The organism is Rhodococcus sp. NS-SX18, assembly GCF_057367935.1.
The window spans coordinates 2918069-2944542 of record NZ_CM170633.1 but is presented as its reverse complement, the minus strand read 5'-3'; the positions used below and the strand labels follow the sequence as shown (position 1 = coordinate 2944542).

The 26474-nt window shown below is 71.3% G+C and carries 25 protein-coding genes; 15 read left to right on the top strand and 10 right to left on the bottom strand.

What is annotated here, in order from left to right:
- Positions 1-73: 73 nt before the first annotated feature.
- Complete coding sequence (locus AC2IPW_RS13605) at positions 74-1081, bottom strand: GlxA family transcriptional regulator (protein WP_054374836.1); 1008 nt, start codon at positions 1079-1081, stop codon at positions 74-76.
- Positions 1082-1123: 42 nt separating this feature from the next.
- Here AC2IPW_RS13605 and AC2IPW_RS13600 point away from each other — a divergent pair, with 42 nt between their 5' ends.
- The gene (locus AC2IPW_RS13600) at positions 1124-1291 is read left to right on the top strand and encodes a hypothetical protein (protein ID WP_003937904.1); all 168 of its coding nucleotides are present in this window, start codon (positions 1124-1126) and stop codon (positions 1289-1291) included.
- Positions 1292-1319: 28 nt separating this feature from the next.
- Here AC2IPW_RS13600 and AC2IPW_RS13595 read toward each other — a convergent pair whose 3' ends face one another.
- Positions 1320-1838 carry a 2'-5' RNA ligase family protein gene (locus AC2IPW_RS13595; protein WP_003937905.1) on the bottom strand — a complete coding sequence of 173 codons (519 nt, stop codon included), beginning with the start codon at positions 1836-1838 and terminating at the stop codon, positions 1320-1322.
- 19 nt (positions 1839-1857) lie between these two features.
- Between AC2IPW_RS13595 and AC2IPW_RS13590 the strand changes: the two genes are divergently transcribed.
- The 4 genes from AC2IPW_RS13590 (at position 1858) to AC2IPW_RS13575 (ending at position 5763) form a co-directional block, all read left to right on the top strand.
- Positions 1858-2952: an isocitrate/isopropylmalate dehydrogenase family protein gene (locus tag AC2IPW_RS13590; RefSeq protein WP_486375031.1), complete on the top strand. Its 1095-nt coding sequence runs from the start codon at positions 1858-1860 to the stop codon at positions 2950-2952.
- 188 nt (positions 2953-3140) lie between these two features.
- A complete protein-coding gene (locus AC2IPW_RS13585) occupies positions 3141-4004 on the top strand; it encodes an ABC transporter substrate-binding protein (RefSeq protein ID WP_040783291.1) in 864 nt (287 codons plus the stop codon).
- A 14-nt stretch (positions 4005-4018) separates the two neighbouring features.
- Positions 4019-5005, top strand: a complete 987-nt coding sequence (locus AC2IPW_RS13580; protein WP_003937908.1) for an amino acid ABC transporter permease — start codon at positions 4019-4021, stop codon at positions 5003-5005.
- Positions 5002-5763 carry an amino acid ABC transporter ATP-binding protein gene (locus AC2IPW_RS13575; protein WP_003937909.1) on the top strand — a complete coding sequence of 254 codons (762 nt, stop codon included), beginning with the start codon at positions 5002-5004 and terminating at the stop codon, positions 5761-5763. The genes AC2IPW_RS13580 and AC2IPW_RS13575 overlap by 4 nt, the downstream gene beginning before the upstream one ends.
- Before the next feature lie 14 nt (positions 5764-5777).
- Here the strand turns inward: AC2IPW_RS13575 and AC2IPW_RS13570 are convergent, their stop codons facing one another.
- The 3 genes from AC2IPW_RS13570 to AC2IPW_RS13560 form a co-directional block, all read right to left on the bottom strand.
- The gene (locus tag AC2IPW_RS13570) at positions 5778-8573 is read right to left on the bottom strand and encodes an AMP-binding protein (protein WP_486375030.1); all 2796 of its coding nucleotides are present in this window, start codon (positions 8571-8573) and stop codon (positions 5778-5780) included.
- Positions 8574-8672: 99 nt separating this feature from the next.
- A complete protein-coding gene (locus tag AC2IPW_RS13565; protein ID WP_416061187.1) occupies positions 8673-9356 on the bottom strand; it encodes a TMEM175 family protein in 684 nt (227 codons plus the stop codon).
- Between the two features lie 67 nt (positions 9357-9423).
- Positions 9424-10272 carry a class I SAM-dependent methyltransferase gene (locus tag AC2IPW_RS13560; protein ID WP_486375029.1) on the bottom strand — a complete coding sequence of 283 codons (849 nt, stop codon included), beginning with the start codon at positions 10270-10272 and terminating at the stop codon, positions 9424-9426.
- Between the two features lie 221 nt (positions 10273-10493).
- Between AC2IPW_RS13560 and rpsA the strand changes: the two genes are divergently transcribed.
- Positions 10494-11957 (top strand): 30S ribosomal protein S1, encoded by a 1464-nt coding sequence (gene rpsA, locus AC2IPW_RS13555; RefSeq protein WP_003937913.1) that lies wholly within the window; start codon positions 10494-10496, stop codon positions 11955-11957.
- A gap of 166 nt (positions 11958-12123) precedes the next feature.
- Here rpsA and AC2IPW_RS13550 read toward each other — a convergent pair whose 3' ends face one another.
- Positions 12124-12339, bottom strand: coding sequence for a hypothetical protein (locus AC2IPW_RS13550; RefSeq protein ID WP_003937914.1), 216 nt, complete (start codon positions 12337-12339; stop codon positions 12124-12126).
- A gap of 216 nt (positions 12340-12555) precedes the next feature.
- Here AC2IPW_RS13550 and coaE point away from each other — a divergent pair, with 216 nt between their 5' ends.
- Positions 12556-13773 carry a dephospho-CoA kinase gene (coaE, locus tag AC2IPW_RS13545; RefSeq protein WP_486375028.1) on the top strand — a complete coding sequence of 406 codons (1218 nt, stop codon included), beginning with the start codon at positions 12556-12558 and terminating at the stop codon, positions 13771-13773.
- A gap of 30 nt (positions 13774-13803) precedes the next feature.
- Here coaE and AC2IPW_RS13540 read toward each other — a convergent pair whose 3' ends face one another.
- Entirely contained in the window at positions 13804-14316 is a 513-nt protein-coding gene (locus AC2IPW_RS13540; protein WP_040783295.1) for a ribonuclease FAU-1 family protein, read from the bottom strand.
- A gap of 131 nt (positions 14317-14447) precedes the next feature.
- Between AC2IPW_RS13540 and uvrB the strand changes: the two genes are divergently transcribed.
- From uvrB to AC2IPW_RS13525, 3 genes are all read left to right on the top strand, one after another.
- Positions 14448-16601, top strand: a complete 2154-nt coding sequence (uvrB, locus tag AC2IPW_RS13535) for an excinuclease ABC subunit UvrB (RefSeq protein WP_003937917.1) — start codon at positions 14448-14450, stop codon at positions 16599-16601.
- 10 nt (positions 16602-16611) lie between these two features.
- Positions 16612-17484 (top strand): SCO6745 family protein, encoded by an 873-nt coding sequence (locus AC2IPW_RS13530; RefSeq protein WP_003937918.1) that lies wholly within the window; start codon positions 16612-16614, stop codon positions 17482-17484.
- Between the two features lie 168 nt (positions 17485-17652).
- On the top strand, positions 17653-18105 hold the full coding sequence (locus AC2IPW_RS13525) for a universal stress protein (RefSeq protein WP_450120429.1): 453 nt from the start codon (positions 17653-17655) through the stop codon (positions 18103-18105).
- 8 nt (positions 18106-18113) lie between these two features.
- Here the strand turns inward: AC2IPW_RS13525 and AC2IPW_RS13520 are convergent, their stop codons facing one another.
- The 3 genes from AC2IPW_RS13520 to AC2IPW_RS13510 form a co-directional block, all read right to left on the bottom strand.
- Entirely contained in the window at positions 18114-18407 is a 294-nt protein-coding gene (locus AC2IPW_RS13520) for a DUF732 domain-containing protein (protein ID WP_289378895.1), read from the bottom strand.
- A gap of 229 nt (positions 18408-18636) precedes the next feature.
- A complete protein-coding gene (locus AC2IPW_RS13515; RefSeq protein WP_450120453.1) occupies positions 18637-20874 on the bottom strand; it encodes a HelD family protein in 2238 nt (745 codons plus the stop codon).
- Positions 20875-21046: 172 nt separating this feature from the next.
- Entirely contained in the window at positions 21047-22159 is a 1113-nt protein-coding gene (locus AC2IPW_RS13510) for a DoxX family protein (RefSeq protein ID WP_450120430.1), read from the bottom strand.
- A 153-nt stretch (positions 22160-22312) separates the two neighbouring features.
- On the opposite strand from AC2IPW_RS13510, the gene AC2IPW_RS13505 reads away from it, so the two are divergent.
- From AC2IPW_RS13505 to AC2IPW_RS13485, 5 genes are all read left to right on the top strand, one after another.
- Positions 22313-22831 carry an SRPBCC family protein gene (locus tag AC2IPW_RS13505; protein WP_450120431.1) on the top strand — a complete coding sequence of 173 codons (519 nt, stop codon included), beginning with the start codon at positions 22313-22315 and terminating at the stop codon, positions 22829-22831.
- Positions 22832-22979: 148 nt separating this feature from the next.
- Positions 22980-23342 (top strand): ArsR/SmtB family transcription factor, encoded by a 363-nt coding sequence (locus AC2IPW_RS13500; protein WP_486375027.1) that lies wholly within the window; start codon positions 22980-22982, stop codon positions 23340-23342.
- An 83-nt stretch (positions 23343-23425) separates the two neighbouring features.
- Positions 23426-25219: a SulP family inorganic anion transporter gene (locus AC2IPW_RS13495; protein ID WP_486375026.1), complete on the top strand. Its 1794-nt coding sequence runs from the start codon at positions 23426-23428 to the stop codon at positions 25217-25219.
- A 177-nt stretch (positions 25220-25396) separates the two neighbouring features.
- Complete coding sequence (locus AC2IPW_RS13490; RefSeq protein ID WP_003937926.1) at positions 25397-25819, top strand: Rv3143 family two-component system response regulator; 423 nt, start codon at positions 25397-25399, stop codon at positions 25817-25819.
- 285 nt (positions 25820-26104) lie between these two features.
- Positions 26105-26464 (top strand): NADH-quinone oxidoreductase subunit A, encoded by a 360-nt coding sequence (locus AC2IPW_RS13485; RefSeq protein ID WP_003937927.1) that lies wholly within the window; start codon positions 26105-26107, stop codon positions 26462-26464.
- Positions 26465-26474: the final 10 nt, after the last annotated feature.

The window sequence follows — 26474 nt, the reverse complement described above, 5'->3', positions numbered from 1 at the left end:
ACGTCGCGACCGTTTCTTCCCCCGGGTACCCGCTCCGGGCGGGGATACCCGCCGCGCGCCGACACCGGGCAGGTCACCGAACGAGGCCGGGGCCGGCGCGGAACGTGCGACGGTAGGTGTGCGGCGTGGTGCGGCGCAGACGCAGGAAGTGCTGCCGCAGGACCGCGGCTGTCCCGAACCCGACGCGGTCGGCGACCGCGTCGACGGGCAGGTCCGTGCTCTCGAGCAATCGCTGGGCGGCGAGGACCCGTTGATCGCGCAACCAGCGGGCAGGCGTCGTCCCGGTCTCGGCCAGGAACCGCCGCGCAAACGTGCGCGCCGACATGTGGGCCCGCGCGGCGAGCGCCGCCACCGGTAGATCCTCGTCGAGATGACCCGCCATCCAGTCCAGCAGCGGGGCGAGCGTCTCGGCCGGTGCCGTGGGCAGCGGCGCGGCCACGTACTGGGCCTGCCCGCCGTCGCGGTGCGGCGGGACCACCATGCGGCGCGCGATCCCGTTGGCCACGGCGGAACCGTGCTCCTTGCGGACGATGTGCAGGCACAGGTCGATACCGGCGGCGGTACCGGCGCTGGTGAACACCGGATCGTCGTCGACGTAGAGCACATCCGGATCGACCTTCGCGGACGGGAAGCGTGCGGCCAGCTGCGCCGCGTGACGCCAGTGGGTGGTGCAGCGGCGATCGTCGAGCAGACCGGCCGCGCCCAGCACGAAGGCGCCCGTGCACAGGCTCGCGACCCGCGCGCCGCGCTCCACCGCGGCGCGCAGTTTGGCGAACAGGGGCTCGAGATCGGCGACGTCGCCGCCGGCGCCGCACACGAACGACTCGTCGCGGTCGGCGCTCCCGGTGCCACCGGCCGGAACCACGATCAGATCCGCGTCGTCGAGGCGATCGAGGTCGTAGGGGACGTCGATCGTGTACCCGAATCGGGTGGTGACCGGCCGGGGACTGCCTGCGACGAGGCCGAAGTCGTACACGGGCAACCCGTCGTCGGATCGGTCGAACCCGAACACCTCACAGGCGACACCGAGTTCGAAGGCCTCGGTGCGGGGGAGCAGCGGCACGACCACCGTCGTCAGCATGTCCGTCAGTCTGCCACCGGATTGGCCGGAAAACGACGCTACATGTCGTTCCTGCCGCTGTCGGCCGGGGCGCCCGTGGACGAGGCTGAAGCCATGACCGTCCTCCTGCTCGTCCTCGTCGTCTTCGTGGTGCTCGACGCCCTGGCGCTGACCGGCCGGACTCCCGACACCCACCGCGAGTGCACCCAGTTCGGCGACTACCGCGTCTGACCCGGCGCCGTCCCACCACGCCGTGCCCTCACACCACCCGCCACTCGCGTCGCGCCTCGCCGTCCCATCGGCGGATGCCCGCCGTCACACCCGTCAACTCGCGGCTGCCGGCGCGGGTCGCCGCCAGCGCCGAGCCGAGCCGGCCCGGCGGCACCCGGCGGGCCAGGGTCACGTGCGGAGTCCACTCGCCGGGCCGGGTGTGCGGCGGTACACCGGGACACCCGTCGACCAGCTCGAACACCGCCCGCTGCAGCTCGAGCAGCTCGGCGGTCGGCACCACCAGCCGTGCCACCGTCGCGGTACGCGAGCCGAACAGCACCATGCCCCCGAGCCGCACCGGCAACGGCACCCCCGCGATCCGCTCCCGCATCGCCCCCTCCACGCCCGGCGGAATCGAAGCGGCGACCGCCAGCGTGATGTGCGGGCGGTTCGATTCGGACCGGTTGCGGGCCTGGCTGGCCAGCCCCACGTCCAGCAAACGCGCCCATTCCTCCCGGACGGCCTGATCCAGGCGGTCGTCGAGGAGCAGTTCCACCGACTGCACCATGGTGGGTAATGATTGCCCTATGACCGACGCCGTCGCAATCCCCGCCCCGCACCGCATCGGACTGCTCGAAGGCGACGGCATCGGGCACGAGATCGTCCCGGCCACCCGCCGCGTGGTCGACGCCGCCGTCGCCGCCGCCCACGGCCCGCAGATCGACTGGGTCCCGCTCCCGCTCGGAGCCGATGCGATCGCCACCCACGGCACCCCCACCCCTGAATCCACCCTCGACGCCCTCGCCGGTCTGAGTGCGTGGATCCTCGGACCGCACGACAGCGCGGCCTATCCCGACCCGTTCCGCGGCCGGCTCACCCCGGGCGGACAGATCCGCAAGCGGTTCGACCTCTACGCCAACATCCGCCCCGCCCGCGCCCTGCCCGGCGTCCGCGCCGTGTCACCGCACATGGACCTGGTCATCGTGCGGGAGAACACCGAAGGGCTCTACGCCGACCGCAACATGGCCGTCGGCAGCGGGGAATTCATGCCCACCCCCGACGTCGCGCTCGCCGTCGGCGTCGTCACCCGGGCCGCCACCGAACGCATCGCCCACACCGCCTTCCGGCTCGCCGCACGTCGTCGCCACCGCCTCACGATCGTGCACAAAGCCAACGTGCTGTCCCTGACCACCGGCCTGTTCCGGGACGTGTGCCGAGAGGTCGGCGCCCAGTATCCGTCGGTCGCAGTGGACGACGAGCACGTCGACGCCATGGCCGCCCACCTCGTTCGCCACGGCGGCGACTACGACGTCGTCGTGACCGAGAACATGTTCGGCGACATCCTCTCCGACCTCGCGGGCGAGCTGTCCGGCTCGCTCGGCACCGCGGCGTCGATCAACGCCTCCGACACCCAGGCCATGGCGCAGGCCGCCCACGGGGCGGCCCCCGACATCGCCGGACGCAACCGCGCCAATCCCACGGCCCTCATCCTGTCCGCCGCGATGCTCCTCGACCGGCTCGGCACCGTCCACGACGTACCCGGGTTCGCCGCCGCCGCCCGCCGGATCGAGCACGCCGTCGCCGCGACCGTCGAGGCCGGCGTGGCTACCGCCGACCTCGGGGGACTCGCCTCCACCGCGGAATTCACCGAGACCGTCGTCGCCCGTACGCTGCGCCGCTGAGCCCGAGCCCCACCCCGCCCGGCCGGCTCGACCCGCCGGGGCGCCGCACCACCGGCACCACCGAGCCCCTCGACACCGGCTCCGGTGCGCGGTGGTTTCCGCAATCGGGGTCCGTCGATGGATACTGTGCGGTTGTGAACGAACCAGCACGTACCGGACCGACCGGCCGCCGGCGCCTCGTCGCGTGGCTGCTCGGTGCGCTGCTGACGGCCGCGGTCCTGTCCGGCTGCGTCGTCAACACCGAGTCGACCGTGCCGCCCGGTGACCCGGTCGGCACCGACCGGGTCGACGCGATCGCCGACCAGCTCCCGGCGACCGTCGCCGCGACCGGCGAGCTGAAGGTGGGCGTCAACGTGCCCTACGCCCCGAACGAGTTCAAGGACGACGACGGCCGCATCGTCGGTTTCGCGGTCGAACTCGTCGAGGCCCTCGGCGACGTCCTCGGCGTGCGCCCGGTATTCAACGAATCCGACTTCGACCGCATCATCCCGGCCGTGCAGGCGGGCACGTTCGACATGGGCTCGTCGTCGTTCACCGACACCAAGGAACGCGAGCAGTCCGTCGACTTCGTCACCTACTACAGCGCCGGCGTGCAATGGGCCCAACGCGTCGGCGACGACGTCGACCCCGACAACGCGTGCGGGCTGCGCGTCGCGGTGCAGACCACCACCTACGAGGACATCGACGAGGTGCCCGCCAAGAGCGAAGCCTGCGTCGCCGCGGGCAGACCCCCGATCGACAAGGTCAAGTACGACAGCCAGGACGAGGCCACCAACGCCCTGATCCTCGGCCGCGTCGACGCCCTCTCGGCCGACTCGCCGATCACCGCGTACGCGATCGCCCGCAGCGACGGCCGCCTCGAGACCGCCGGACCGGTATTCGACGCCGCCCCCTACGGCTTCGTCGTCGCGAAGGGCTCGCCGCTCGGACCGGTGCTGCAACAGGCGATGCAGCATCTCATCGACTCCGGCGTCTACGCGCAGATCGCGCAGCGGTGGGGCATGGAAGAAGGAACCATCGACACCGCGCAGATCAACGCGGCGACGAGCTGACCGAAAGGGGTGCGATGAGCGACCGCCCGACCTCCGTCACCGGACCGGAACCGCAGACCGAACCGGAAACCATCGAGGCCGTGCCGCTGCGCCGGCCGGGCCGCTGGATCGCCGGCATCGTCGTCGCCGTGCTGCTGGCGCTGTTCCTCTACGGCGCCGCCACCAACGAGGCCTACCGGTGGGACGTGTACGCGCAGTACCTGTTCGACCGGCGCATCACCGCAGCGGCCTGGAAGACCGTGCAGCTGACCGTGCTGGCGATGCTGCTCGCCGTCCTGCTCGGCGTGCTCCTCGCGGTCATGCGCCTGTCCCCGAACCCGGTGCTCAAGACCGTCTCCTGGGTGTACCTGTGGATCTTCCGCGGCACCCCCGTCTACGTGCAGCTGGTGTTCTGGGGCCTGTTCCCCTCGATCTACAAGCAGCTCGACCTCGGCATCCCGTTCGTGCACCAGTTCGTGCACATCGACCTGCAGGGCATCAACGCGGCCTTCCTGTTCGCCGTGATCGGACTCGGGCTCAACGAGGCCGCCTACATGGCCGAGATCGTGCGCGCCGGGATCGGCTCGGTCCCCGAAGGCCAGACGGAGGCCTCGGTGGCGCTCGGCATGTCGTGGTCGCAGACCATCCGCCGCACGGTCCTGCCGCAGGCGATGCGGGTGATCATCCCGCCGACGGGCAACGAGCTCATCAGCATGCTCAAGACCACCTCCCTGGTCGCGGCGGTGCCGTACAGCCTCGAGCTCTACGGCCGCGCCCGCGACATCTCCGGCGCCAACTTCCAGCCCATCCCGCTGCTGCTCGTCGCCGCCACCTGGTACCTGGCCATCACCAGCCTGCTCATGGTGGGGCAGTACTTCCTCGAACGGCACTACTCGAAGGGCCTGAGCCGCCAGCTCACGACGCGGCAGTTGCAGGCCCTCGCCGACGCGCAGGGCAAGCCCGTGCCCGTCGAGCCCGGCGCCGCGCAGGCACCCGACATCCCCGGAGGAGAACGTCGATGACGCCCATGGTCCAGGCCGACCGGGTCTACAAGAGCTACGGCGCCCTGCGGGTGCTCAACGGCATGTCCCTCGAGGTGCCCGACGGCACCGTCGCCTGCCTGATCGGACCCTCCGGATCCGGCAAGTCCACCTTCCTGCGCTGCATCAACCACCTCGAGAACATCGACGCCGGCCGCCTGCACGTCGACGGCCACTTCGTCGGCTACGCCGAACGCGGCGGCAAGCTCTACGAGCTGAGCCCGCGCGCGGCGGCCAGGCAGCGCCGTGAGATCGGCATGGTCTTCCAGCACTTCAACCTGTTCCCGCACCGCACGGCCCTCGAGAACGTCATCGAGGCGCCCATGCTGGTGAAGAAGATGCGTCGCCCCGACGCCGTCGCACTGGCGCGGGACCTGCTCGACAAGGTCGGGCTTGCGGCCAAAGCCGACGCCTACCCGGCCCAGCTCTCCGGCGGCCAGCAGCAACGCGTCGCCATCGCCCGCGCCCTGGCCATGGAACCCAAGCTCATGCTCTTCGACGAACCCACCTCCGCCCTGGACCCCGAACTCGTCGGCGAGGTGCTGGCGGTCATGCGGGACCTCGCCGCCGGCGGGATGACGATGATGGTGGTCACCCACGAGATGGGCTTCGCCCGAGAGGTCGCCGACCAATTGGTGTTCATGGACGGCGGCGTGGTCGTCGAGGCCGGCCCGCCGCAGGAGCTGCTGCGCAATCCCCAGCACGAACGGACCAAGACGTTCCTGTCCAAGCTGCTCTAGCGCCGGGGCCCCGCTCAGCGGCCCCCGTCGGGCTCTCCACAATGTGCGGCGATCACGGCCCGCGCCGCCCGCTCGAGCGCCACGGCGGCGTCCCAACTGTCACCGGACGGCAGGATCGGCGCGCCGACGACCAGGTGGACCGCTCCGCGGTGGATGATCCTGCCGTGGTCGGGCCACATCATCGTGCGGGTACCGGTGATCGCGACCGGGACCACCGGAAGACCCGCCCGCGCAGCGATCACGAACGCGCCCAGACGGAAGGACCGCAGCCCCGGGACCGGTGAGAGTGCACCCTCGGGGAACACCACCAGACGACCCCCGGCACGGGCCGCCTCGACCAACCGGTCCGCGTCGGCGACGCTCTGCTCGCGCTCGGTGCGCTCGACGAACCGCGTACCGACTCGCCGCAGGAGGAACCCGATGAACGGTTTGCGCTCGAAGACCTCACCGGCGACGAACGTGTAGCTGCCCGGCAGGACCGCCGACATCGCGATGGCGTCCAGGAAGCTGGCGTGGTTGGCGACCACCACACAGTCCGGCAACCGCGCGAGATACTCGGTGCCGTGCGCGGTCACCGGGGTGCGGGTCAGGCGGGCGAGCGCGCGCGCGGCCCGGCCCGCGGCCGCGCGGCGCGCCGGAAGCCGAGGCAGCACCGCCACGGCGATCAGGGTCGGCAGGCCGACCACGACGACCGTCGTCCAGCACCACAGGGCGAACGCCCCGGTCCGGACGAGGTGGACCGCGCGCCGCAGGCTCGGGACCGCACCGCGGACGGCGAACCGTGTCAGTTGCCACCACACCGGCCGGGGCCGGGCCCGCATGTCGCCCTGCTCGTAGCGTTCCCGGGTGGCCGACCGGCGGATCTTGCCGCTCGAGGTCTTGCGCACCGTTCCGGGCGGGGCGAGCACGATGTCGTCCGGCGGGGTTCCGAGCAGGTCCACCGCGGCCCCGGCGATGCGTTCGCGGAGCCGGTCGAGGACGGCCGCCCCGGTCTCGCGCGTCTCAGCCAGGACGACCAGGCGCTCGGTGCCGCTGGACTGCGCGGTGGTCGCGAACACCGCCACGCAGCCCTTCCGGATGCCGGGGATCTCGCCCACCACCCGCTCCAGTTCCTCCGGGTGCAGGTTGCGGCCCGCCCGGATGACGAGGTCCTTGATGCGACCGGTGACGTACAGTTCGCCGCCGTCGAGGTAGCCGAGGTCGCCGGTGTCGAGCCATCCGTGCCGCGACAGCGCCCGGCTCGCCGGCGGATTGCGGTAGTACCCGGCGGTGGCGGAGGGGCCGCGGAACTCGATCCGGCCCTCGCGCCGGTCGCCCAGCACGTTCGAAGCCGAGTCGACCACCCGGATCCGGTGCCCCGGGAGTGGCCGGCCGCACGCGACGAAACGCAACGGATTCGGATCCTCGTCACCGGCAGGCACCGCGCGGCCCGTCCGCAGGAAACGCTCGCGGTCGACCCGGTCGATCACCGGGCCCCGCCCGACGGGCGGGAAGGTGAGTCCGACGCACGCTTCCGCCAGCCCGTACACCGGGGCCATGGCCTCGCGGCGGAGCCCGTAGGCGGCGAACCGGTCGCAGAACCGGAGCACGGTGTCCGCATTCACGGCTTCGGCACCGTTGAACAGCATGCGCAGCGAGCCGAGATCGAGCCCGTCGACGTCGGCGTCGCCGATTCGGCGCAGGCACAACTCGTAGGCGAAGTTCGGCGCCGCCGACAGGGTCCCGTGCTGGGTGTGGATCGCCCACAACCACCGCTCCGGGCGGGCGAGGAACTCCAGCGGCGACATCACCGCCACCGGCACCGCGAAGTACAGGCCGGACAACCACACGCCGATCAGCCCCATGTCGTGGTAGAGGGGCAGCCAGCTGACGAAGACGTCGGAGGTGGAGACCTCGGCGGCCGTGCCCATCGCCCGGATGTCGGCCAGCAGGTTCGCATGGGTGAGGGTCACGCCCTTGGGATCACCCGTGCTGCCGGAGGTGTACTGCAGCAGGGCGATGTCGCCGGCGGCGCGTGCGGCGCCGGCCGCCTCGCCGTACCCGGTCAGTTCCCCCGGGGTCACGACGTGGCGCACCGTCGGCACCTGGCCGGCCGTCAACCGGGCCAGGCCGGCGGCCTCCGGATCGGTGACCAGCACACGGACCCGGGCATTGTCGAGGATGCGTACCTGGCGGCGCAGGTGTTCGGCGAGCTGGGACGGACGTGCCGGCGGGTAGACCGGGACGGGGACACCGCCGGCCAGGAGCACGCCGGTGAACGTCGTGAAGTACTCCCGGCCCGTGGGCAGCATCAGACCGACCGCGTCACCGGGGCGCAGATCGCGGGCGAGCAGCGCGGCGGACACGGTAGCGGCCGCCGAGTAGAGCTCGCCGTAGCCGATCTCGCTCCGGTGTCCCTCGGTGAGGATGCGCAGATGGACACGATCCGGATGGGTGCGGGCGTGCCAGGAGAGCGCCTCGGTCAGGGTTGCGGTCGCGTCCGGGGTCCGTTCGGCGGGTCCCGGCGCGGCCCGCCGTGCGGGCACCGGGCCGCGGCGCTCTCGCGCGGGTGCGCGGTGCACCGCGCCCAGCAGCTGACGCGGGGTGCTCACGGTGCCGAGCGCCTCGCGGGGCAGGCGCACCGCGAAGACCTCCTCGACACGGGAGAACAGTTCGGTGACGGCGAGGCTGTCGAGCCCGAGATCCCGATCGAAGACGCTGTCGAGCCGCGTGCCGGCGGCGCGATCGATCGTGTACCGCTCGGCCACCAGGTCGCGGACCACCGACAGCAGCAGGGCATCGTCCTGCCCCGAGATCGTAGGCTCGCTCACTGTCGTCTCGCCGCCTGTGGGAGGGACCGATCGTCCTGCTGCCCAACATAGGCGCCGGTGCGGGCGACGAGAAGGGCCGAAGGCCCCCGGCCGGTCGGTTCAGCCCCGCCCGGTGCCCGCTCGGTGCCGGCGGACCCGGAGAACCCGGAACGGCTCGGCGAGCAGGACCACGGCGGCCGCGAGATAGAACGCCACCGCGAGCTGCGGCAGAAACGCCGCCAGCACGGTCGAGGCGGCCATGAGCACCGCCGCCGACCACCGCTCGCGGGCCAGCGTCGGCAGTTCGGCGCGGCCCGCCTCGTCGGTGAGATCGGCGGCACGCACGGCGTAGACGATCAGCACGTTGCTCATCAGGATCGCCAGGGTCAGGTTCAGACCGAACGCCACCGTCGCCGGTCGGCGTGCCGCGTCGGCCAGATGGGTCGCCATCAGGCTGGTGGTGAACGGCAGGAAGGACACGAACAGCAGCAGCAACAGATTCAGGCGCAGGAAGACCGCGTCGGCCGCCCGCAGCACGCGGGTGAGGTTGATGTGCTCGACCCACACCCCACCGATGAAGGCGAAGCTGACCAGATATCCCAGGAAAGACGGCCATTCGGCCCGCAGGTCCTCGAACAGCCGGGATGCCGATTCGGGGACGTCGAGTTCGAGGACGAGAAGCGTGATGACGATTGCGAAGACTCCGTCGGAGAACGCGTCGAGCCGCGTGGTGGGCAGCAGCCGACCGCCGTGTCGCGTGCCGTGGTGTGCGCGCGATGCGCCGGAATCGTCCTCGGGCGTCACCCCCCGACCTTGACACAGGCGGCTCCGGCGCAACGGACGATCGGAAGGGAGCGGCGTTCGCAGCCGGTCAGTCCGGTTTGCGGCTGCAGAAGATCGCGGTGCCGGGGAACAGCTCCCCCCGCAGCGGGCTCCACTGGCCCCACTCCCGGTCGAGCCCCTCCGGCCATTCCGGTTCGACGATGTCGCGGATCTCGAGGCCGGCCGCGACGAGTTCGCGAACCCGGTCGCCGATGGTGCGGTGATGCTCGACGTAGGTGGGAACCCCGTCCTCGTCGACCTCCACGTACGGGGTGCGATCGAAGTAGGGCAGCATCGCGGTCAGGCCGCGCTCGCCCGGGTCGTCCGGGAAGATCCAGCGGATCGGATGGTTGACCGCGAACACCCAGACCCCGCCCGGGCGCAGTACCCGCGCGACCTCCCGCATGACCCGTGCCGAGTCGGCGACGAACGGTACGGCCCCGAATGCCGAGCACACGATGTCGAAGCTCTCGTCCGCGAAGGGCAGATCCTCCGCGCCGGCCTGGACGAGCGCCACCCGCGGCCCGCCGCGGTCCATCGCGACCTGCCCGCGGGAGAGCATCCCCATGGAGATGTCCAGCCCCACCGCCCGGGCACCCCGCCCGGCGAGCCAGCGGGCGCACGGCGCCGAACCGCAGCCGACCTCGAGGACGTCCCTGCCGGACACGTCGCCGAGCAGGTGGACATCGCCCTCGTGCAGCCCCTCCGGGCACCACACGAACTCGCCCTCCGCCGAGTCCACGCCGAGGAACTCGCCGTGGGTGCGGTGGTAGTCCGCGGCGTCGGCGTCCCACCAGGTGCGGCTCGCACGTTCGCTGTCCCTGGTGCCGAGGCGGGCCCGACCTGCGCGGGTCGTTCCCAGGACGGACTGGGCGTGGGCGTGACGGTCGTCGGACATGTCGTTCAGGGTAGAGCCGCCGGACGAGCGGGACCGGCCCGGGTTTGCCCAGCTAGCACCGGGACGCGTAGCCTGAGGGTCGCGAGTGTCCGCCCGTGGCCCGACAGGATCCGGCGCGGTCGCCCGCGGCGGGGTGTGCGCGGCGTTCGCGCGGCGCGCGGTCCGCTCGTCCGACCGAACTTCATCAACCGACTACCAACCCGTCCGGAGCAACTCAACACATGCCCTCCACCACCGTCACCTCGCCGCAGGTAGCCGTCAACGACATCGGCTCCGCCGAGGATTTTCTCGCCGCCATCGACGCCACGATCAAGTACTTCAACGATGGCGACATCGTGGAAGGCACCATCGTCAAGGTTGATCGCGACGAGGTGCTGCTCGACATCGGTTACAAGACCGAAGGCGTCATTCCGTCCCGTGAGCTCTCCATCAAGCACGACGTCGACCCCAACGAGGTCGTCTCCGTCGGCGACGAGGTCGAGGCCCTGGTTCTCACCAAGGAGGACAAGGAAGGCCGCCTGATCCTGTCGAAGAAGCGTGCGCAGTACGAGCGCGCGTGGGGCACGATCGAGGAGCTCAAGGAGAAGGACGAGGCCGTCAAGGGCACCGTCATCGAGGTCGTCAAGGGCGGCCTGATCCTCGACATCGGCCTGCGTGGCTTCCTGCCCGCGTCGCTCGTCGAGATGCGTCGCGTCCGCGATCTGCAGCCGTACGTCGGCAAGGAGATCGAGGCCAAGATCATCGAGCTCGACAAGAACCGCAACAATGTGGTCCTGTCGCGTCGCGCCTGGCTCGAGCAGACCCAGTCCGAGGTCCGCAGCGAGTTCCTGCACCAGCTCCAGAAGGGCCAGGTCCGCAAGGGCGTCGTGTCCTCCATCGTCAACTTCGGCGCGTTCGTCGATCTGGGCGGGGTGGACGGTCTGGTGCACGTCTCCGAGCTGTCCTGGAAGCACATCGACCACCCGTCCGAGGTCGTCGAGGTCGGCAACGAGGTCACCGTCGAGGTTCTCGACGTCGATCTGGACCGCGAGCGCGTGTCGCTCTCGCTCAAGGCCACCCAGGAAGACCCGTGGCGTCAGTTCGCCCGGACCCACGCGATCGGCCAGATCGTCCCCGGCAAGGTCACCAAGCTGGTTCCGTTCGGCGCGTTCGTGCGCGTCGAGGAGGGCATCGAGGGCCTGGTGCACATCTCCGAGCTGGCCGAGCGCCACGTGGAGGTTCCGGACCAGGTCGTGGCCGTCGGCGACGACGCGATGGTCAAGGTCATCGACATCGACCTCGAGCGTCGCCGCATCTCGCTGTCGCTGAAGCAGGCGAACGAGGACTACAACGCCGAGTTCGACCCGTCGAAGTACGGCATGGCCGACAGCTACGACGAGCAGGGCAACTACATCTTCCCCGAGGGCTTCGACCCCGAGACCAACGAGTGGCTCGAGGGCTTCGAGAAGCAGCGCGAGGAGTGGGAGTCCCGCTACGCGGAGGCCGAGCGTCGCCACAAGATGCACACCGCTCAGATCGAGAAGATGGCTGCCGACGAGGCCGCCGAGGCTGCCGCGGGTGTTTCCGGCACCAACTACTCGTCCGAGACGGGTGCAGAGACCGGCGCCGCCGAGTCGACCGGCGGTTCGCTCGCCAGCGACGCGCAGCTTGCCGCGCTGCGCGAGAAGCTGTCCGGCAACGCCTGACACGTTCGATCGAGGGGCCCCGCACCGGTTCGGTGCGGGGCCCCTCGCGTTCGCTGCCCGGAATGGACAGACGGGACCCGACACCGGTGCCGTACAGCACTGTGGCCCCGCTCCACGAGGAGCGGGGCCACAGTGCTGTATGTCGCGCCGACCGGGGCGGAGCTGTTCAGCTCACCGCCGGGGTGGTGGCCCACTGGGCCGGCAGCTCGGCGGCGCGTTTGCGCATCGCCGCCTGGCTGTGGCGGGCGTTGCTGAGCAGCATGGTGAACCAGTTTCGCCGGTGTTCGGCGAGCGCGGCGGCCACCTCGGGGATGAGGATGCAGTGAACACCGTTCTCCATGCCGAGGCGATGCCGACCGGGCAGCTGAGGGGAGGATCGCATGCGGTGCCTTCTCGAGTGGGGCGGGTAACGACGGTGGTCGGACGCTCGGTCCGACGATATCCGACGCGCCGATGATACTGGGGCAGGTGAGACCGGTGAGATGGGCGTGTTGCCGGCGAAACCGCTGGTCGCGACCTGTCCGTGACCGTGCTGTGACTGCAGTGTGACGACCGGCCGGTGTCCGGCCACCGAAGCGGTGATGCGACACTGGTCGACGTGCTGAGACTCGGACTGACCGGAGGCATCGGGGCGGGCAAATCCACCGTTTCCCACGAACTCGTCGCGCTGGGGGCGGTGCTCGTCGACGCGGACACCATCGCCCGCGAGGTCGTCGCGCCGGGCACCGAGGGCCTGGCCGAACTCGCCGCCGCGTTCGGCGAGGACATCCTGCTGGCGGACGGCTCCCTGAACCGGCCCGCTTTGGCCGCCAAGGCTTTTGCCAGCGACGAGGCCCGGGCGGTGCTCAACGCGATAACCCACCCCCGGGTGGGCGCACGCACCGCCGAACTGGTCGCCGCCGCACCCGCCGACGCCGTCGTCGTGCAGGACATCCCGCTGCTCGTCGAGGGCGGGATGGCGCCCGCGTTCCACCTCGTCGCCGTGGTGCACACCGACGCCGACGAGCGGCTGCGCCGCCTGGTCGAACTCCGCGCGATGCCCGAGGACGATGCGCGGGCCCGCATCGCCGCCCAGGCCACCGACGAACAGCGCCGTGCCGCAGCGGATATCTGGTTGGACAACAACGGCGAGCGCGACGCCCTCGCGGCGGCCGTGCGCACGCTGTGGACCGAGCGGCTCGTGCCGTTCGAGGCCAACCTGCGCGGCCGCATCCCCGTGCGGCCGGCGCCGGTGCTCGTCGATCCGAACCCGGACTGGCACCGGCAGGCGCAACGGCTGATCGGCCGGCTCGCCCTCGCCGCCGGGGGACACGCCCTGCGGATCGACCACATCGGCTCGACCGCCGTGCCCGGCCTGGCCGCCGTCGACGTCCTCGACCTGCAGATCACCGTGCCGGACCTCGCCGCGGCCGAGGCGCTCGACGACGCGCTGGCCGGGGCCGGCTTTCCCCGCATCGCCCACGTCGACCACGACGAACCGCAGCCTTCGTACGGGGCCGGCGGCGAGACCGATCCGGCCGTGTGGGGCATGCGCCTGCACGGCAGTGCCGACCCGGGGCGGCCCGCGTACGTGCACCTGCGGGTGCAGGGCTGGCCGGGCCAGCAGTTCGCGCTGCTGCTGCGGGACTGGCTGCGCGCCGACTCCGACGCGGCCACCGAGTACGCCGAGATCAAGCGGGCCGCGGCCCGCGACGCGGCGGCCCGGCACGACCCCGCCCAGGCTACCGCCGTCTACGCCGAGGAGAAGGCGCCCTGGTTCGACGGCGCCTACACGCGCGCCCGGCAATGGGCCGAGCAGACCGGATGGTCGGCCTGACGCGCGGGCCGGGGCCGGCCGGCCGGCGGCTCAGCGCCAGCTGATCGGCATGGCCAGTGCGGCCAGCCACGCGTCGAGGTCGTGGCCGTGCGTGGCGATGCCGTCGACCGCCCGCAACGCGCGTTGCACCGCGCGCTCGGCGGTCCCGGGATCGAGCAGACCCGCCGCCGCGGCAGCGAGCAGCTCGTCGACGTCCTCGACGGCGGTGTCGCGTCCGGTGCGCACCACGAGGTCGAGGTAGTGATCGCGCGAATGCCACACGTCCCCCTCGCGCCAGAACTCGCCGATGTCGACGTACCGGTCCTGGTCGCGCTCGAAGCCGGGCCGGAAGTGGAAGATCGAGGCGCGCAGGCCCAGCTCCGGCAGCAGCCACGACTCGAGATACCCGAACTGGGGGTGGTCGGCGGGCCGCGCCATGTACAGCCCCCACCGCTCGACCCGATACACCTCGACCTTCCGGACGAAGCCCTTCGGGTCGACGTTGGTGTGCGCGGCCACGTCGAAGGTCTCGACCTTGACGTGGTGCAGCTTCGCCTCGGACATGACCTGAACGTTACTGCCGGCCGCGCCGGTGATCCTGCGCTGTCCGCGGGCACCCTGTGGAACCCGGCGTCCGCGCGCCGGGTCGCGGCCGTCGATCGGCATTGTCGGTGCCGCCACCTACCCTGGTTCCCATGGCGTTCGCAAGCGAGCATCCCGTTGTCGCCCACTCCGAGTTCCGCCCGGTGGGGGAGATCGAACGAACCGAGGGGCGGTTCGAGGTGGTCAGCGACCACCGGCCCGCCGGGGACCAGCCGGCCGCGATCGACGAGCTCACGCGCCGCCTGCAGGCGGGGGAGAAGGACGTGGTGCTGCTCGGCGCCACCGGCACCGGCAAGTCGGCCACGACCGCGTGGTTGATCGAGCGGGTGCAGCGCCCCACCCTGGTGATGGCGCCGAACAAGACCCTCGCCGCGCAGCTCGCCAACGAACTGCGGGAGATGTTGCCGCACAACGCCGTCGAGTACTTCGTCTCGTACTACGACTACTACCAGCCCGAGGCGTACATCGCGCAGACCGACACCTACATCGAGAAGGACTCCTCGATCAACGACGACGTGGAACGGCTGCGGCACTCGGCGACCTCCGCGCTGCTCTCCCGCCGTGACGTCGTGGTGGTCGCGTCGGTGTCGTGCATCTACGGCCTGGGCACGCCGCAGTCGTACCTGGACCGCTCGATCGCGCTCGAGGTCGGGGTGGAGGTGCCCCGGGACGCCCTGCTGCGCCTGCTGGTGGACGTGCAGTACACCCGCAACGACATGGCGTTCACGCGCGGCTCGTTCCGGGTCAAGGGCGACACCGTCGACATCATCCCGGCCTACGAGGAACTCGCCGTGCGCATCGAGTTCTTCGGCGACGAGATCGACGCGCTCTACTACCTGCACCCCCTGACAGGGGACGTGGTGCGCAAGGTGGACTCGCTGCGGATCTTCCCGGCCACCCACTACGTCGCGGGACCGGAACGGATGGAACGGGCCGTGACGGCCATCGAGGCCGAACTCGAGGAGCGTCTCGCCGACCTCGAGAACCGCGGCAAGCTGCTCGAGGCGCAGCGCCTGCGCATGCGCACCCAGTACGACCTCGAGATGATCCGGCAGGTCGGGTTCTGCTCCGGCATCGAGAACTACTCCAGGCACATCGACGGCCGGCCCGCCGGTTCCGCGCCGGCGACCCTGATCGACTACTTCCCGGAGGACTTCCTGCTCGTCATCGACGAGTCCCACGTCACCGTCCCGCAGATCGGCGCGATGTACGAAGGGGACATGTCGCGCAAGCGCAACCTGGTCGAGTTCGGATTCCGGTTGCCCTCGGCCGTCGACAACCGCCCGCTGACCTGGGAGGAGTTCGCCGCGCGCATCGGTCAGACGGTGTACCTCTCGGCCACCCCCGGCGCCTACGAGCTCGGGCAGGCCGGCGGCGAGTTCGTCGAACAGGTCATCCGGCCGACCGGTCTGGTGGACCCGAAGGTCGTGGTCAAGCCCACCAAGGGCCAGATCGACGACCTGGTGCACGAGATCCGCGAACGCGCCGAGCGGGACGAGCGGGTCCTCGTGACCACCCTGACCAAGAAGATGTCCGAGGATCTCACCGACTACCTGCTCGAGCTCGGCATCCGGGTGCGCTACCTGCACTCGGACATCGACACCCTCCGGCGGGTCGAGCTGCTCCGGCAGCTGCGGCTCGGCGAGTACGACGTCCTCGTCGGCATCAACCTGCTCCGCGAGGGCCTCGACCTGCCGGAGGTCTCGCTGGTGGCGATCCTCGACGCCGACAAGGAGGGGTTCCTGCGCTCGACGACCAGCCTCATCCAGACCATCGGCCGCGCGGCGCGCAACGTCTCCGGCGAGGTGCACATGTACGCCGACAAGATCACCGACTCGATGGCGCGCGCCATCGAAGAGACCGAGCGTCGCCGCGAGAAGCAGATCGCCTACAACCTCGAGCACGGCATCGACCCGCAGCCGCTGCGCAAGAAGATCGCCGACATCCTCGACCAGGTCTACGAGGAGGCCGACGACACGGTGGAGGTCGGCGGCTCGGGCCGCAACGCCTCCCGCGGCCGCCGCGCACCGGGGGAATCCGGTCGGGCCGTGAGCGCCGGCGTCTACGAGGGCCGCGACGTGAAGTCCATGCCCCGCGCCGAACTGGCGGACCTGGTGCAGGAACTGACCGACCAGATGATGAATGCCGCCCGCGAGCTGCAGTTCGAGTTGGCCGGGCGGTTGCGCGACGAGATCGCCGACCTGAAGAAGGAACTGCGCGGGATGGACGCCGCGGGCCTCGCGTAGCGTCTGCGGCATGGACCCACAGTCTGCCGGCCGCACGGCCCGTGCCCTCGAACTGATCCACTCCGTGGGGTACTTCGCCCCCGAAGTCGACGCCGCCCTCGGCGGCACCGGCCTCGAAGGCGGCCGGATGCGGTACTTCGCGGCGCGTTCCGCTGCGCTCGGTGCCGTCGGCGCCGGCGTCGTGACCGCCACCTTCTACAACTTCAGCCCCCGCCTCGTCGCGTCCGCGATCCCGCGGGCCTGGCAGCTCGCCACTCCCGAGGCCGTCGTCGCCGCCCGGTTGCGTGGCATCGACGAGGCGCTGACCCGGATCCTCGGTCCCGAGGTGCTCGACTCGCCGGAGATGCGGGAGGCGGCGGAACTCGCGGCGGGCGCCGCCCGGGCCGTCCCCGGGCCGGAGGGCCGCCCGCTGTACGCCGGGCATGCCGACCTGCCGTGGCCGGACGCCCCGCACCTGGTCCTGTGGCACGCGCTGACCCTGCTGCGCGAGTACCGGGGCGACGGGCACGTCGCGGCACTGCAGACCGCCGGCCTCAACGGCATCGAAGCCCTCCTCACCCACACCGCCGCGGGGATCGGATTCAGTGAGGACTTTGCCCGCGCGCGCCGCGGTTGGAGCGCGGAGGAGTGGACCGCCGCGGCGACGGCGCTGCGTACCCGCGGACTGCTGGACCGCGCGGGTGAGCTCACCGACGAGGGGTTCGAGGTCCGCGAACTCGTCGAGGACCTGACCGACGACCTCGCGGTGGCGCCGTGGGCGGCGCTGGGCGAGAGCAAGGCCGACCGGTTGACCGAGCTCGCACTGCCGTGGCGGGACACCATCGTGGAGTCCGGCGTGTTCCCCGCGCAGATGTTCGGCCCGCGTTACGGTGACGCAAGGTAACGTCAACGGCGGTCAGTGGCGTCGAACGCACGCCGGCAGGTCTGTGGGATCCACCCCAAAGGCTGCCGGACCCGTCCGATCGGCCGTTACTGTCTACGCAGCGGTCGGCGGGGGCACGCATCGACGGTCACTCGCCGGCCTAACCCTACCGATTCCATGGAGGATTGCATGACCGCCTACCGGACCGTAGTCGTCGGCACCGACGGTTCCGAGTCGTCGTACCGGGCCGTGGAGAAGGCAGCAGCTCTCGCCGGTGACGCCGACGCCCGCCTCGTCATCGCGTGCGCCTACTACCCGGTGGATCCGAAGGACAGCGCCCGCGCCGCCGACGTGCTCGGTGAAGACGCCTACCAGGTGACCGGATCGGCGCCCACGTACGACATCCTGCGCACCGCCCGCGAGAAGGCACACGCGGCCGGCGCCCAGAACGTCCTGGAACGGGCCATCGTCGGGGCCCCCGTCGACTCGCTCCTCGAACTGGTCGAGGAAGTGGACGCGGACCTGCTCGTGGTGGGTAACCGGGGCCTGAACACCCTCACCGGCCGGTTGCTCGGGTCCGTCCCGTCCGACCTCGCCCGCAAGTCGACCTCGGACGTGCTCATCGTGCACACCGTGCGCTGACCCACCGGTCAGCAGTACGTCTCGCGGGCGGCACCCACATAGAACCGGGCGGCATCGTCGCCCTGCAACGACGCCCGCGAGACGGACGCCGCGAAGGCCGCGACCGGCCGGACCGAACCGAGGACCTGGTCTTCCGGCAGCCCGGCGGCCAGCTGTGCACACGTCCCGCGCACCAGCGCCACGAGCGTCTCGTCGGGCACGCCGGCGGCCAGCCCGACCTCGGCCAAGGCCTGTTTGAACCGCAGGGCCGGCCCGTCCAGCTCCGTTGCCTCGACCGGAGTGGCGGCCCTGGGGACCGGCACCGGGACGGAGGGCCCGGAGTCCTCCGAGGCCGAGGGCCCCGCACAGCCTGCCGCCGCGGCGAGCACCGCGACCCCGGTCAGGGTCCGTGTCCAGTGCCTCCGGGTCCGATCCCGTCGAGGCCACGCCTTCCTCACCGCCCCGCCTCCCGCTCCGACCGGCCGCACGTCCGCCCGCAACATACCGCCCGCCGGAACCGGGCGGACGGCGACACGGCACATCGAGGACCCGTCACAACCGGGCGGGCGCCGCGAGTGCCGTCAGCGACTCGGGCAGTTCCCCGGTGTGCAGGACTCCGAGCCGCTGGGTGGCGCGGGTGAGCGCCACGTACAGGTCGTTGAGCCCGCGAGGTGACTCCGCCACGATGGTGGCCGGCTCCACCAGCAGCACCGAGTCGAACTCCAGGCCCTTGACGTCCTTCACCGTGGACACCCGCACCGAATCCGACCGCAGGTGATCCCATTGCGCCACCAACTCGTGCGGCGCGATCACCGCGGTCAGACCCGGCCCGCGGTCGTCCGCGAGGGCACTGTGTACGGCCTCGAGCAGATCGTCCTCGACGACGTGCCGGGCCCACGGCGCGAATCCCGACTCGCGCACCGAGCGGGGCGGCACCTGATGCGGATCGATCTCGGCGAGAACCGCGTGGGCGATCTCCATGATCTCCGCGGGCGTGCGGTAGTTGACGGTCAGCTCGGCCTTCTTCCACCGATTGGCCACGTACGGCTCGAGGATCCGCTGCCAGGACGAGCAACCGGCCGGATCCCCGGTCTGGGCGGTGTCCCCGACCAGGGTCATCCAGCGGTTCGGGATGCGCCGCATCAGCATTCGCCAGGCCATCGCGGACAACTCCTGTGCCTCGTCGACGATCACGTGCCCGTACGTCCAGGTGCGGTCCCCGGCGGCGCGCTCGGCGGTGGTCTCGTGGCTCGACCGGCCCTGCCGCTGCGCGAGCTGGTCGGCGTCGATCAAGTCGTACGCCATCAGGATCTCCGGGTCCAGGTCGTCCTCGAGATCCTGCGGCGCCGACCCGGTCAGGATGTCCAGGGCGCCCTGCGCATCGGCGATCTGCCTGCGCCACTGCCGCGCCGCCCGCTCGCGTTCGGCAGCGTCGTCGACCCCGAGCAGTTCGGCGAGTTCGTCGAGCAGGGGGGCGTCCGCGGCGCTGAACGCGCGCGTCGCCGTCGGGCGCAGCAGCAACTCACGCTGGTCCTCGTCGAGTTCCGGTGCTGCCGACGCGAGCCGGTCCCGGGAGGCGAACAGCTCTGCGAGCACCTGTTGCGGGCTCAGCTGCGGCCACAGCGAATCGATCGCCCCCACGATGTCCCGGTCGGAGCGCATCTCCGTACGGATGTCGTCGATGTCCTCGCGGCTCAACAGATTCGCGCCGCCGACCGGATCGGCACCGATGATCGACGCGAGCTGGTCGGCGAGGGCGTCCACCACCGCGGCCACGAAGATCGGACGGGCCAGGTTGTGCGGCCGCCGCGACGACCGGGCCCGGCCGCGGGCCCGGGTGACCGTCTTGCGGTCGAGCGTCAGCCGGTAGGTGTCGAAGACGAGGGGGATCGGCGTCGCCGGAACCTCCTGACGATCCCGGACCGCCTTCTTCAGCACCTCGATCATGTCGAGCGAGCCCTTGACGGTGCCCGCCTCGAGCGAATCGTCCACGGTCGCACGCACCCCGGGGTACAGGTCACCGATCGTCGACAGCAGCACCCCGGTCTCACCGAGGGAGGGCAGCACCTGCCCGATGTAGTCCAGGAACGTCGAGTTCGGACCGACGATGAGCACACCGCTCTTCGCGAGCTGCCGACGGTATGTGTACAGCAGAAACGCCGCCCGGTGCAGGGCGACGGCGGTCTTCCCGGTGCCGGGACCACCGTGAACGACGAGCACGCTCTTGTGCTCGGACCGGATGATCGCATCCTGCTCGGCCTGGATCGTCGCAACGATGTCCTGCATCTGACCGGTGCGCGCGGCGTTCAGCGCGGCCAGCAGTGCCGACTCGCCGGCGACACCGCCCGCCGAGACGGCCGCGTCGTGCGCCTGGGCCGCGTCGAGGTCGAGGTACTCGTCGTTGAGGGCGGTGATCGCGCGGCGGCGTGACCGGATGTGCCGGCGCCGCGTCACTCCCTCCGGCGCGGCCGGCGTCGCCAGGTAGAACGGCCGCGCCAAGGGCGCCCGCCAGTCCAGCAGCAGCGGCTCGTAGTCGTTCGCTTCGTCGAGGATGCCGAGGCGGCCTACGTACCGCACCTCCGTCGCGTCGCCGTCCTCGTCGCGGACGTCGATCCGGCCGAAACACAGTCCGTGCTCGGCCGCGTCGTACTTCGCGATGTCCTCGGTGTACAGCTGCGTGAACGACTCCCGCTCACTGCGGGCCTGCGGGGTGCCGCCGGTGTCGAGCAGGACGCGGCTCAGGCGGGTCTGCGCGTAGGCCCGCATGGAGTCGAGGTGGCCGTACAGCATCGACAGGTAGACCTGCTCACGCTCATGGTCGGGGTGGGACAGGCCATCGGCCGGCAAGGGGTCTCCTCGGGGTCGGACGGGGCGACGGGTGCGCCGCCACGAAGTGCCCAAGAAGTCTAGTGCCGGTCCCGCACCCGCGCAGAATCACCGGGTGCGGGACCGAACCGCACGGTCAGCGCTGCAACTGCAGGCGGGCGCGGGTGAGGGCCTCTTCGGCGCGATGACGGGCCTGCTGGGCCCGCAGGAGGGAACGTTCCTCCGCCGTCAGTGCCCGTTCCCGGGCAACCTTGGCCAGCTCCGGGCCGCGCTCCCGAGCAGTGCCCCACAGCAGTGCACTGCGTTCGCGGGCGGCCTCGGCGAGTTCGGGGCCGCGTTCCTTGGCGACGTCGAGCAGGCCGGTGCCGCGTTCGCGGGCGGCCTCGGCGAGTTCGGGACCGCGTTCCTTGGCGACGTCGAGCAGGCCGGTGCCGCGTTCGCGGGCGACCTCGGCGAGTTCGGGACCGCGTTCCTTGGCGACGTCGAGCAGGCCGGTGCCGCGTTCGCGGGCGACCTCGGCGAGTTCGGGACCACGTTCCTTGGCGACGTCGAGCAGATGGCTTCCACGTTCGCGGGCGACCTCGGCGAGTTCGGGACCGCGTTCCTTGGCGACGTCGAGCAGGTGGCTTCCGCGTTCGCGGGCGGTGCCGGCTACCTCCGATGCCTCCTCCGACAGAGTCCGCACCCGTTCGGCCACCTTGTGCAGACCCTCGGTCACCGCCTCGCCCGCGGCGTCGTCCTGACGGGGCAGGACGCCGGCGACGGCTTCCTGGGCGCGTCGTGCGGCCCGCCGTCCGCGCCACCCCAACGACGGCTTGCCCTCGGTGTCCACCGCGGTGATGATCAGTCCGCCGAGCAGGCTCACGTTCTTGAGGAACTGGGTGCGCTGGATAGCGCGGGCCTCCGCATCCTGGACGTTCCAGAAGTCGTGGCCCGCCACCGTCGTCGGTACGAGCGTGGTGGCCAGTGCGAGCGCCGCCAGCCGCGGGGCCTTGCCCACCGCGAGCAGCGCACCCGCCCCGATCTGCACGGCGGCGTTGATCCGCACGAGCGTCTCGGGATCGTTCGTGATCTTCTCGCTCACCGTGTCCGGGAGCTTCGCCGTCACCGTGTCGGGCAGCATGCCCACCGCCCGGTCGAGTCCCGGCTGCGCTGCGGCCGCCTTGGTGGACGAGTCTCTCAGCGCGTCGATGCCTCCGGCGACGAAGACCGACGCAAGCATGGGGCGGGCGATTCTGCGGACAATCATGTGCTTCCTCCCGTGATCGGTGGCGGTTCCACCTTCGCACGCATACCCCGCCGCCCGGTGGGATATGCGTGTCCGGCCGGGATCGCGGCCGCCGGCCGGGGGTGCGCCACGGGTGGCACGATGTCCGTGTGCGCGGTGTGTACCGTGTGCACCGTGCACGGTGGGGGCGAGGACGCGGGGACCGGTGACGTCGGGGCGGGCGAGGTGCGGGTGGAGCGGACCCCGACCGTGCTCCGGGTCGCGACCACGATTCCGGTTCCGGCCGCGGCGCTGTTCGAGGTGATTCGGGACCCGTTGCGGCACAGTGAGATCGACGGGTCGGGGACGTTGTCCGTACCCGCGGGACAGCTCCCGATCACCGCCCTCGGGCAACGCTTCGTCGCGCAGGTGCGCTTTCCCAGCGGTGCGGCGTATCCGGTGGTCAATCATGTGGTGGCGTTCGAACTCGACAGGCTGCTCGCCTGGCTGCCGGCCAACCCGGACACCCCGCCGCTCGGCATCCGGTGGGAATGGACCTTCGCCGAGGCGGCCGGGGGTACCGCGGTGAGTCAGGCCTGCGACTGGTCCGCGGTGACCGACACTGCGTACCTGAGCCGGGTGCGGCTCCCGCGGGTCTCGGTCGAGCAGATGTCCGCGAGCTTCGTCCGCCTCGAGCGCGCCGCCCGATCCTGACCGGCTCCGCACCCCAGGTGCCCGCGCGCCCCGGCCCGGCGGCCGCCCCGCGTGGCGCATGTCACGCGCGCACTCGGATCACTGATTGCTAAACTACGCAACTACACGCACCGCTCGCTTCGCGGTGGCTCGGACGACGGGAACGGTGATGGTCGCGCAGGCACGTCAGCCCCTCAATCGGATGAAGGCGGATTTCTTCAAGACGCTCGGGCATCCGGCACGCATCCGGGTCCTCGAGTTGCTCAGCGAGCGTGAACACGCGGTCTCCGAGATGTTGCCCGAGGTGGGGATCGAACCCGCGAACCTGTCCCAGCAGCTGGCGATCCTCCGGCGTGCGGGGCTGGTCACCGCGCGCCGGGAAGGGCTGTCGGTGACCTACGCCCTGACGTCACCGCGGGTCGCGGAACTGCTGGCCGTCGCCCGCGCCATCCTCACCGGTGTGGTCGCCGGACAGGCGGAACTGCTCGAGGACGATGTCGCCGAATCGGCGGGGGCCCGAGCCCGCGGCTGAGCCGACCGCTCGCCGGGAGCGCCGCCCATGCACTGATTGCAGACTTTATTAATTTCTTATTTGTTGTTTGTGGTGGAGGCACGATGTCGACAGACCAGCGTGATGCAGCGACCGATCCGGGCGCGGAGGCAGCGGAGGCCGGCACCGTCGTGGTGCGTGCCGCCCGGTCGGTCGCTGCGCTGATGCCCCGCTGGAGCGAGTGGAAGCCCGGCCTGCGCTCGCCCCGCGCCGATCTGACCGCCGGGCTCGTCGTCGCCCTCGTCGCACTGCCCCTCGCGCTGGGATTCGGCATCAGCTCCGGCCTCGGCGCCGCGGCGGGCCTCGCCACCGCAGTCGTCGCCGGAGCGGTCGCCGCCGTGTTCGGCGGCTCCCGCTTCCAGGTGTCGGGCCCGACCGGCGCGATGACCGTCGTCCTGGTGCCGATCTTCCACGAGCACGGCGCCTCCGGCGTCCTCGCGGTAGGACTCGTCGCCGGCGTCGTGCTGCTGCTCCTCGCCTTCGCCGGCATCGGCCGCGCGGTGCGGTTCATGCCCGCCCCGGTCATCGAGGGCTTCACCGCGGGCATCGCCGTGGTCATCGCCCTGCAGCAGGTTCCCGCTGCGCTCGGCATCGCCCACGCCGAAGGGGAGAAGGTGTGGCAGAGCGCATTCGACGCAGTCCGGCAATTCGCCGACCGGCCGAGCCTCCTGCCCGCGGCCGTCGCGGTGCTCGTCGCCGTGGCCATCCTGATCGGCGGCCGGTACCTGCCGAAACTGCCGTTCTCGCTCGTCGCGGTGGTGGTGGCCACCGTGGTCGCTCGACTGTTCCATCTGGATGTGACGCGGATCGGGTCCATCCCGTCCGGCTTCGGCGCCCCCAGCCTCGGATTCCTCGACCCGGGGGAGCTGACCTCGCTGCTCGCGCCGGCGCTCGCGGTGGCCGCGCTCGCGGCACTCGAATCGCTGCTGTCCGCGACCGCCGCCGATTCGATGAGTGTCGGCACCCGGCACGACCCCGACCGGGAGCTGCTCGGGCAGGGCCTGGCCAACATCGCGGCCCCCCTGTTCGGCGGTGTCCCGGCGACGGGCGCGATCGCCCGCACGGCCGTCAACGTCCGCTCGGGTGCGCGGTCCCGGCTGTCCGCCCTCACCCACGCCGTCGTTCTGGCCGGAATCGTCTATCTCGCCTCGCCGCTCGTCGCGCAGATCCCGCTCGCCGCGCTCGCCGGCGTTCTGCTCGCCACCACGGTGCGGATGGTCGAAACCGCCTCGATCGTCGCGATCACGCGCGCCAGCCGCGCGGATGCCGTCGTCATGACGGTGACGTTCCTGGTCACCGTCGCCCTCGACCTCGTGACGGCGGTCGCGGTCGGTGTCGGATTCGCGGCCGTCCTCGCGCTGCGGGCGGTCGCGAAGTCCGCTCGGATCGAACAGGTTCCCCTCGACGAGGAGGGCGATCACGCTGCCGAGGAGCAGGAGTTGCTGCGCGAGCACATCGTCGCGTACCGGATCGACGGCGCCCTGTTCTTCGCCGCGGCCCACCGGTTCCTTCTCGAGCTCGCCGACGTCACGGACGTCCAGGTCGTGATCCTGCGCATGTCCCGGGTGACGGCCATCGACGCCACCGGTGCGATCGTCCTCAAGGACGCCATCACCAAACTCGAGCACCGCCACATCACGGTGCTGATCTCCGGGGCCAGGCCGGAGCACCTGCGGCCGCTGTCCGCCCTGGGTGTGTTCACGACCAAGGACAGCGAGGAGCGGCACGTCTTCGCGACCACACCCCGGGCGATCGCGTACGCCCGCATGCTCGTGCTGCCGGAACACCGGCACGCCCCGGCCGTCGCCGGTGCCGAAGGGACGAGGCCGGAAGCCTTCGAAGCCCCGCCGCGCGGGTAGAATCGGCGTCGTGACCGGCCCTCGTCGCCACCTGGTTCTCCTCACCCGGTAACACCAGGTCAGTACGGGGACCGGTCGCCCGCCGGCGGTGGCGCCAGGCGCGCGACCGGCCCGGGCCGGGTGCGCCGCGGCTCGCCTCCCGGGGCCGACCGGGTCCGGCCAGTAGCATCTTCCCCCGTGACCGACCCGACCACGAGTGCCAGCCGCCCTGCCGCCCTGCGCGTCCTCGTCTACAGCGACGACGCCGACACGCGCGAGCAGGTCACCCGGGCGCTGGGCCGGCGACCCGATCCCGAGCTCCCCGAACTCGACTTCGTCGAGGTGGCGACCGCGCCGATGGTGATCCGGCACATGGACGCCGGCGGTATCGACCTCGCGATTCTGGACGGCGAGGCGACCCCCGCCGGCGGGATGGGGATCGCCAAGCAGCTCAAGGACGAGCTCGAACAGTGCCCGCCCGTCGTCGTGCTGACCGGTCGCGCGGACGACGCATGGCTCGCCGACTGGTCCCGGGCCGAGGCCGCGGTGCCGCGGCCACTCGACCCGTTCCGCCTCGCCGAGACGGTCGTCGCGCTGCTGCGCGGCCGCAGCATCACCTGACGGCGTCGCGGCCTGCCCTCCTCCCGAGCGGCGGCACGAGTGCCGGTCCGCGAGGGGTCGGGCGAAACGGAGAAATCGCACCGCGTGGTATCCGCCTCGGGGAGACACCCCGCCGGTAGGCTGAGCCGTACATCACAATGATGCGGTTGAAGTGACTCACGGCACAGACACCGCCTCGTGGCACAGACACCGCCTCGTGATCGTTCGGCCCGAGCGGCCGAGAGGTCGGCAAGGGCAACGGAGTCGGCGCGGGTGGCCGGCTCGCACGGAGAGGAGCCAGGCGCCGTGAACGTCTACATCCCCATCCTCGTGCTCGGCGGGATCGCGGTCGCGTTCGCCGTGTTCTCCGTCGTCGTGTCCTCGGTGATCGGCCCGAGCCGCTACAACCGGGCCAAACTCGAAGCCTACGAATGCGGGATCGACCCGACCCCGCAGCCGCCCGGCGGCGGCAGGTTCCCGGTGAAGTACTACCTGACGGCCATGCTGTTCATCATCTTCGACATCGAGATCGTGTTCCTGTATCCGTGGGCCGTCCACCTCGACGCCCTGGGGGTCTTCGGGCTGGCCGCGATGGCGCTGTTCGTGTTCAACGTCGCGGTGGCGTACGTCTACGAGTGGCGGCGGGGCGGTCTCGGCTGGGAATGACCGGGACAGG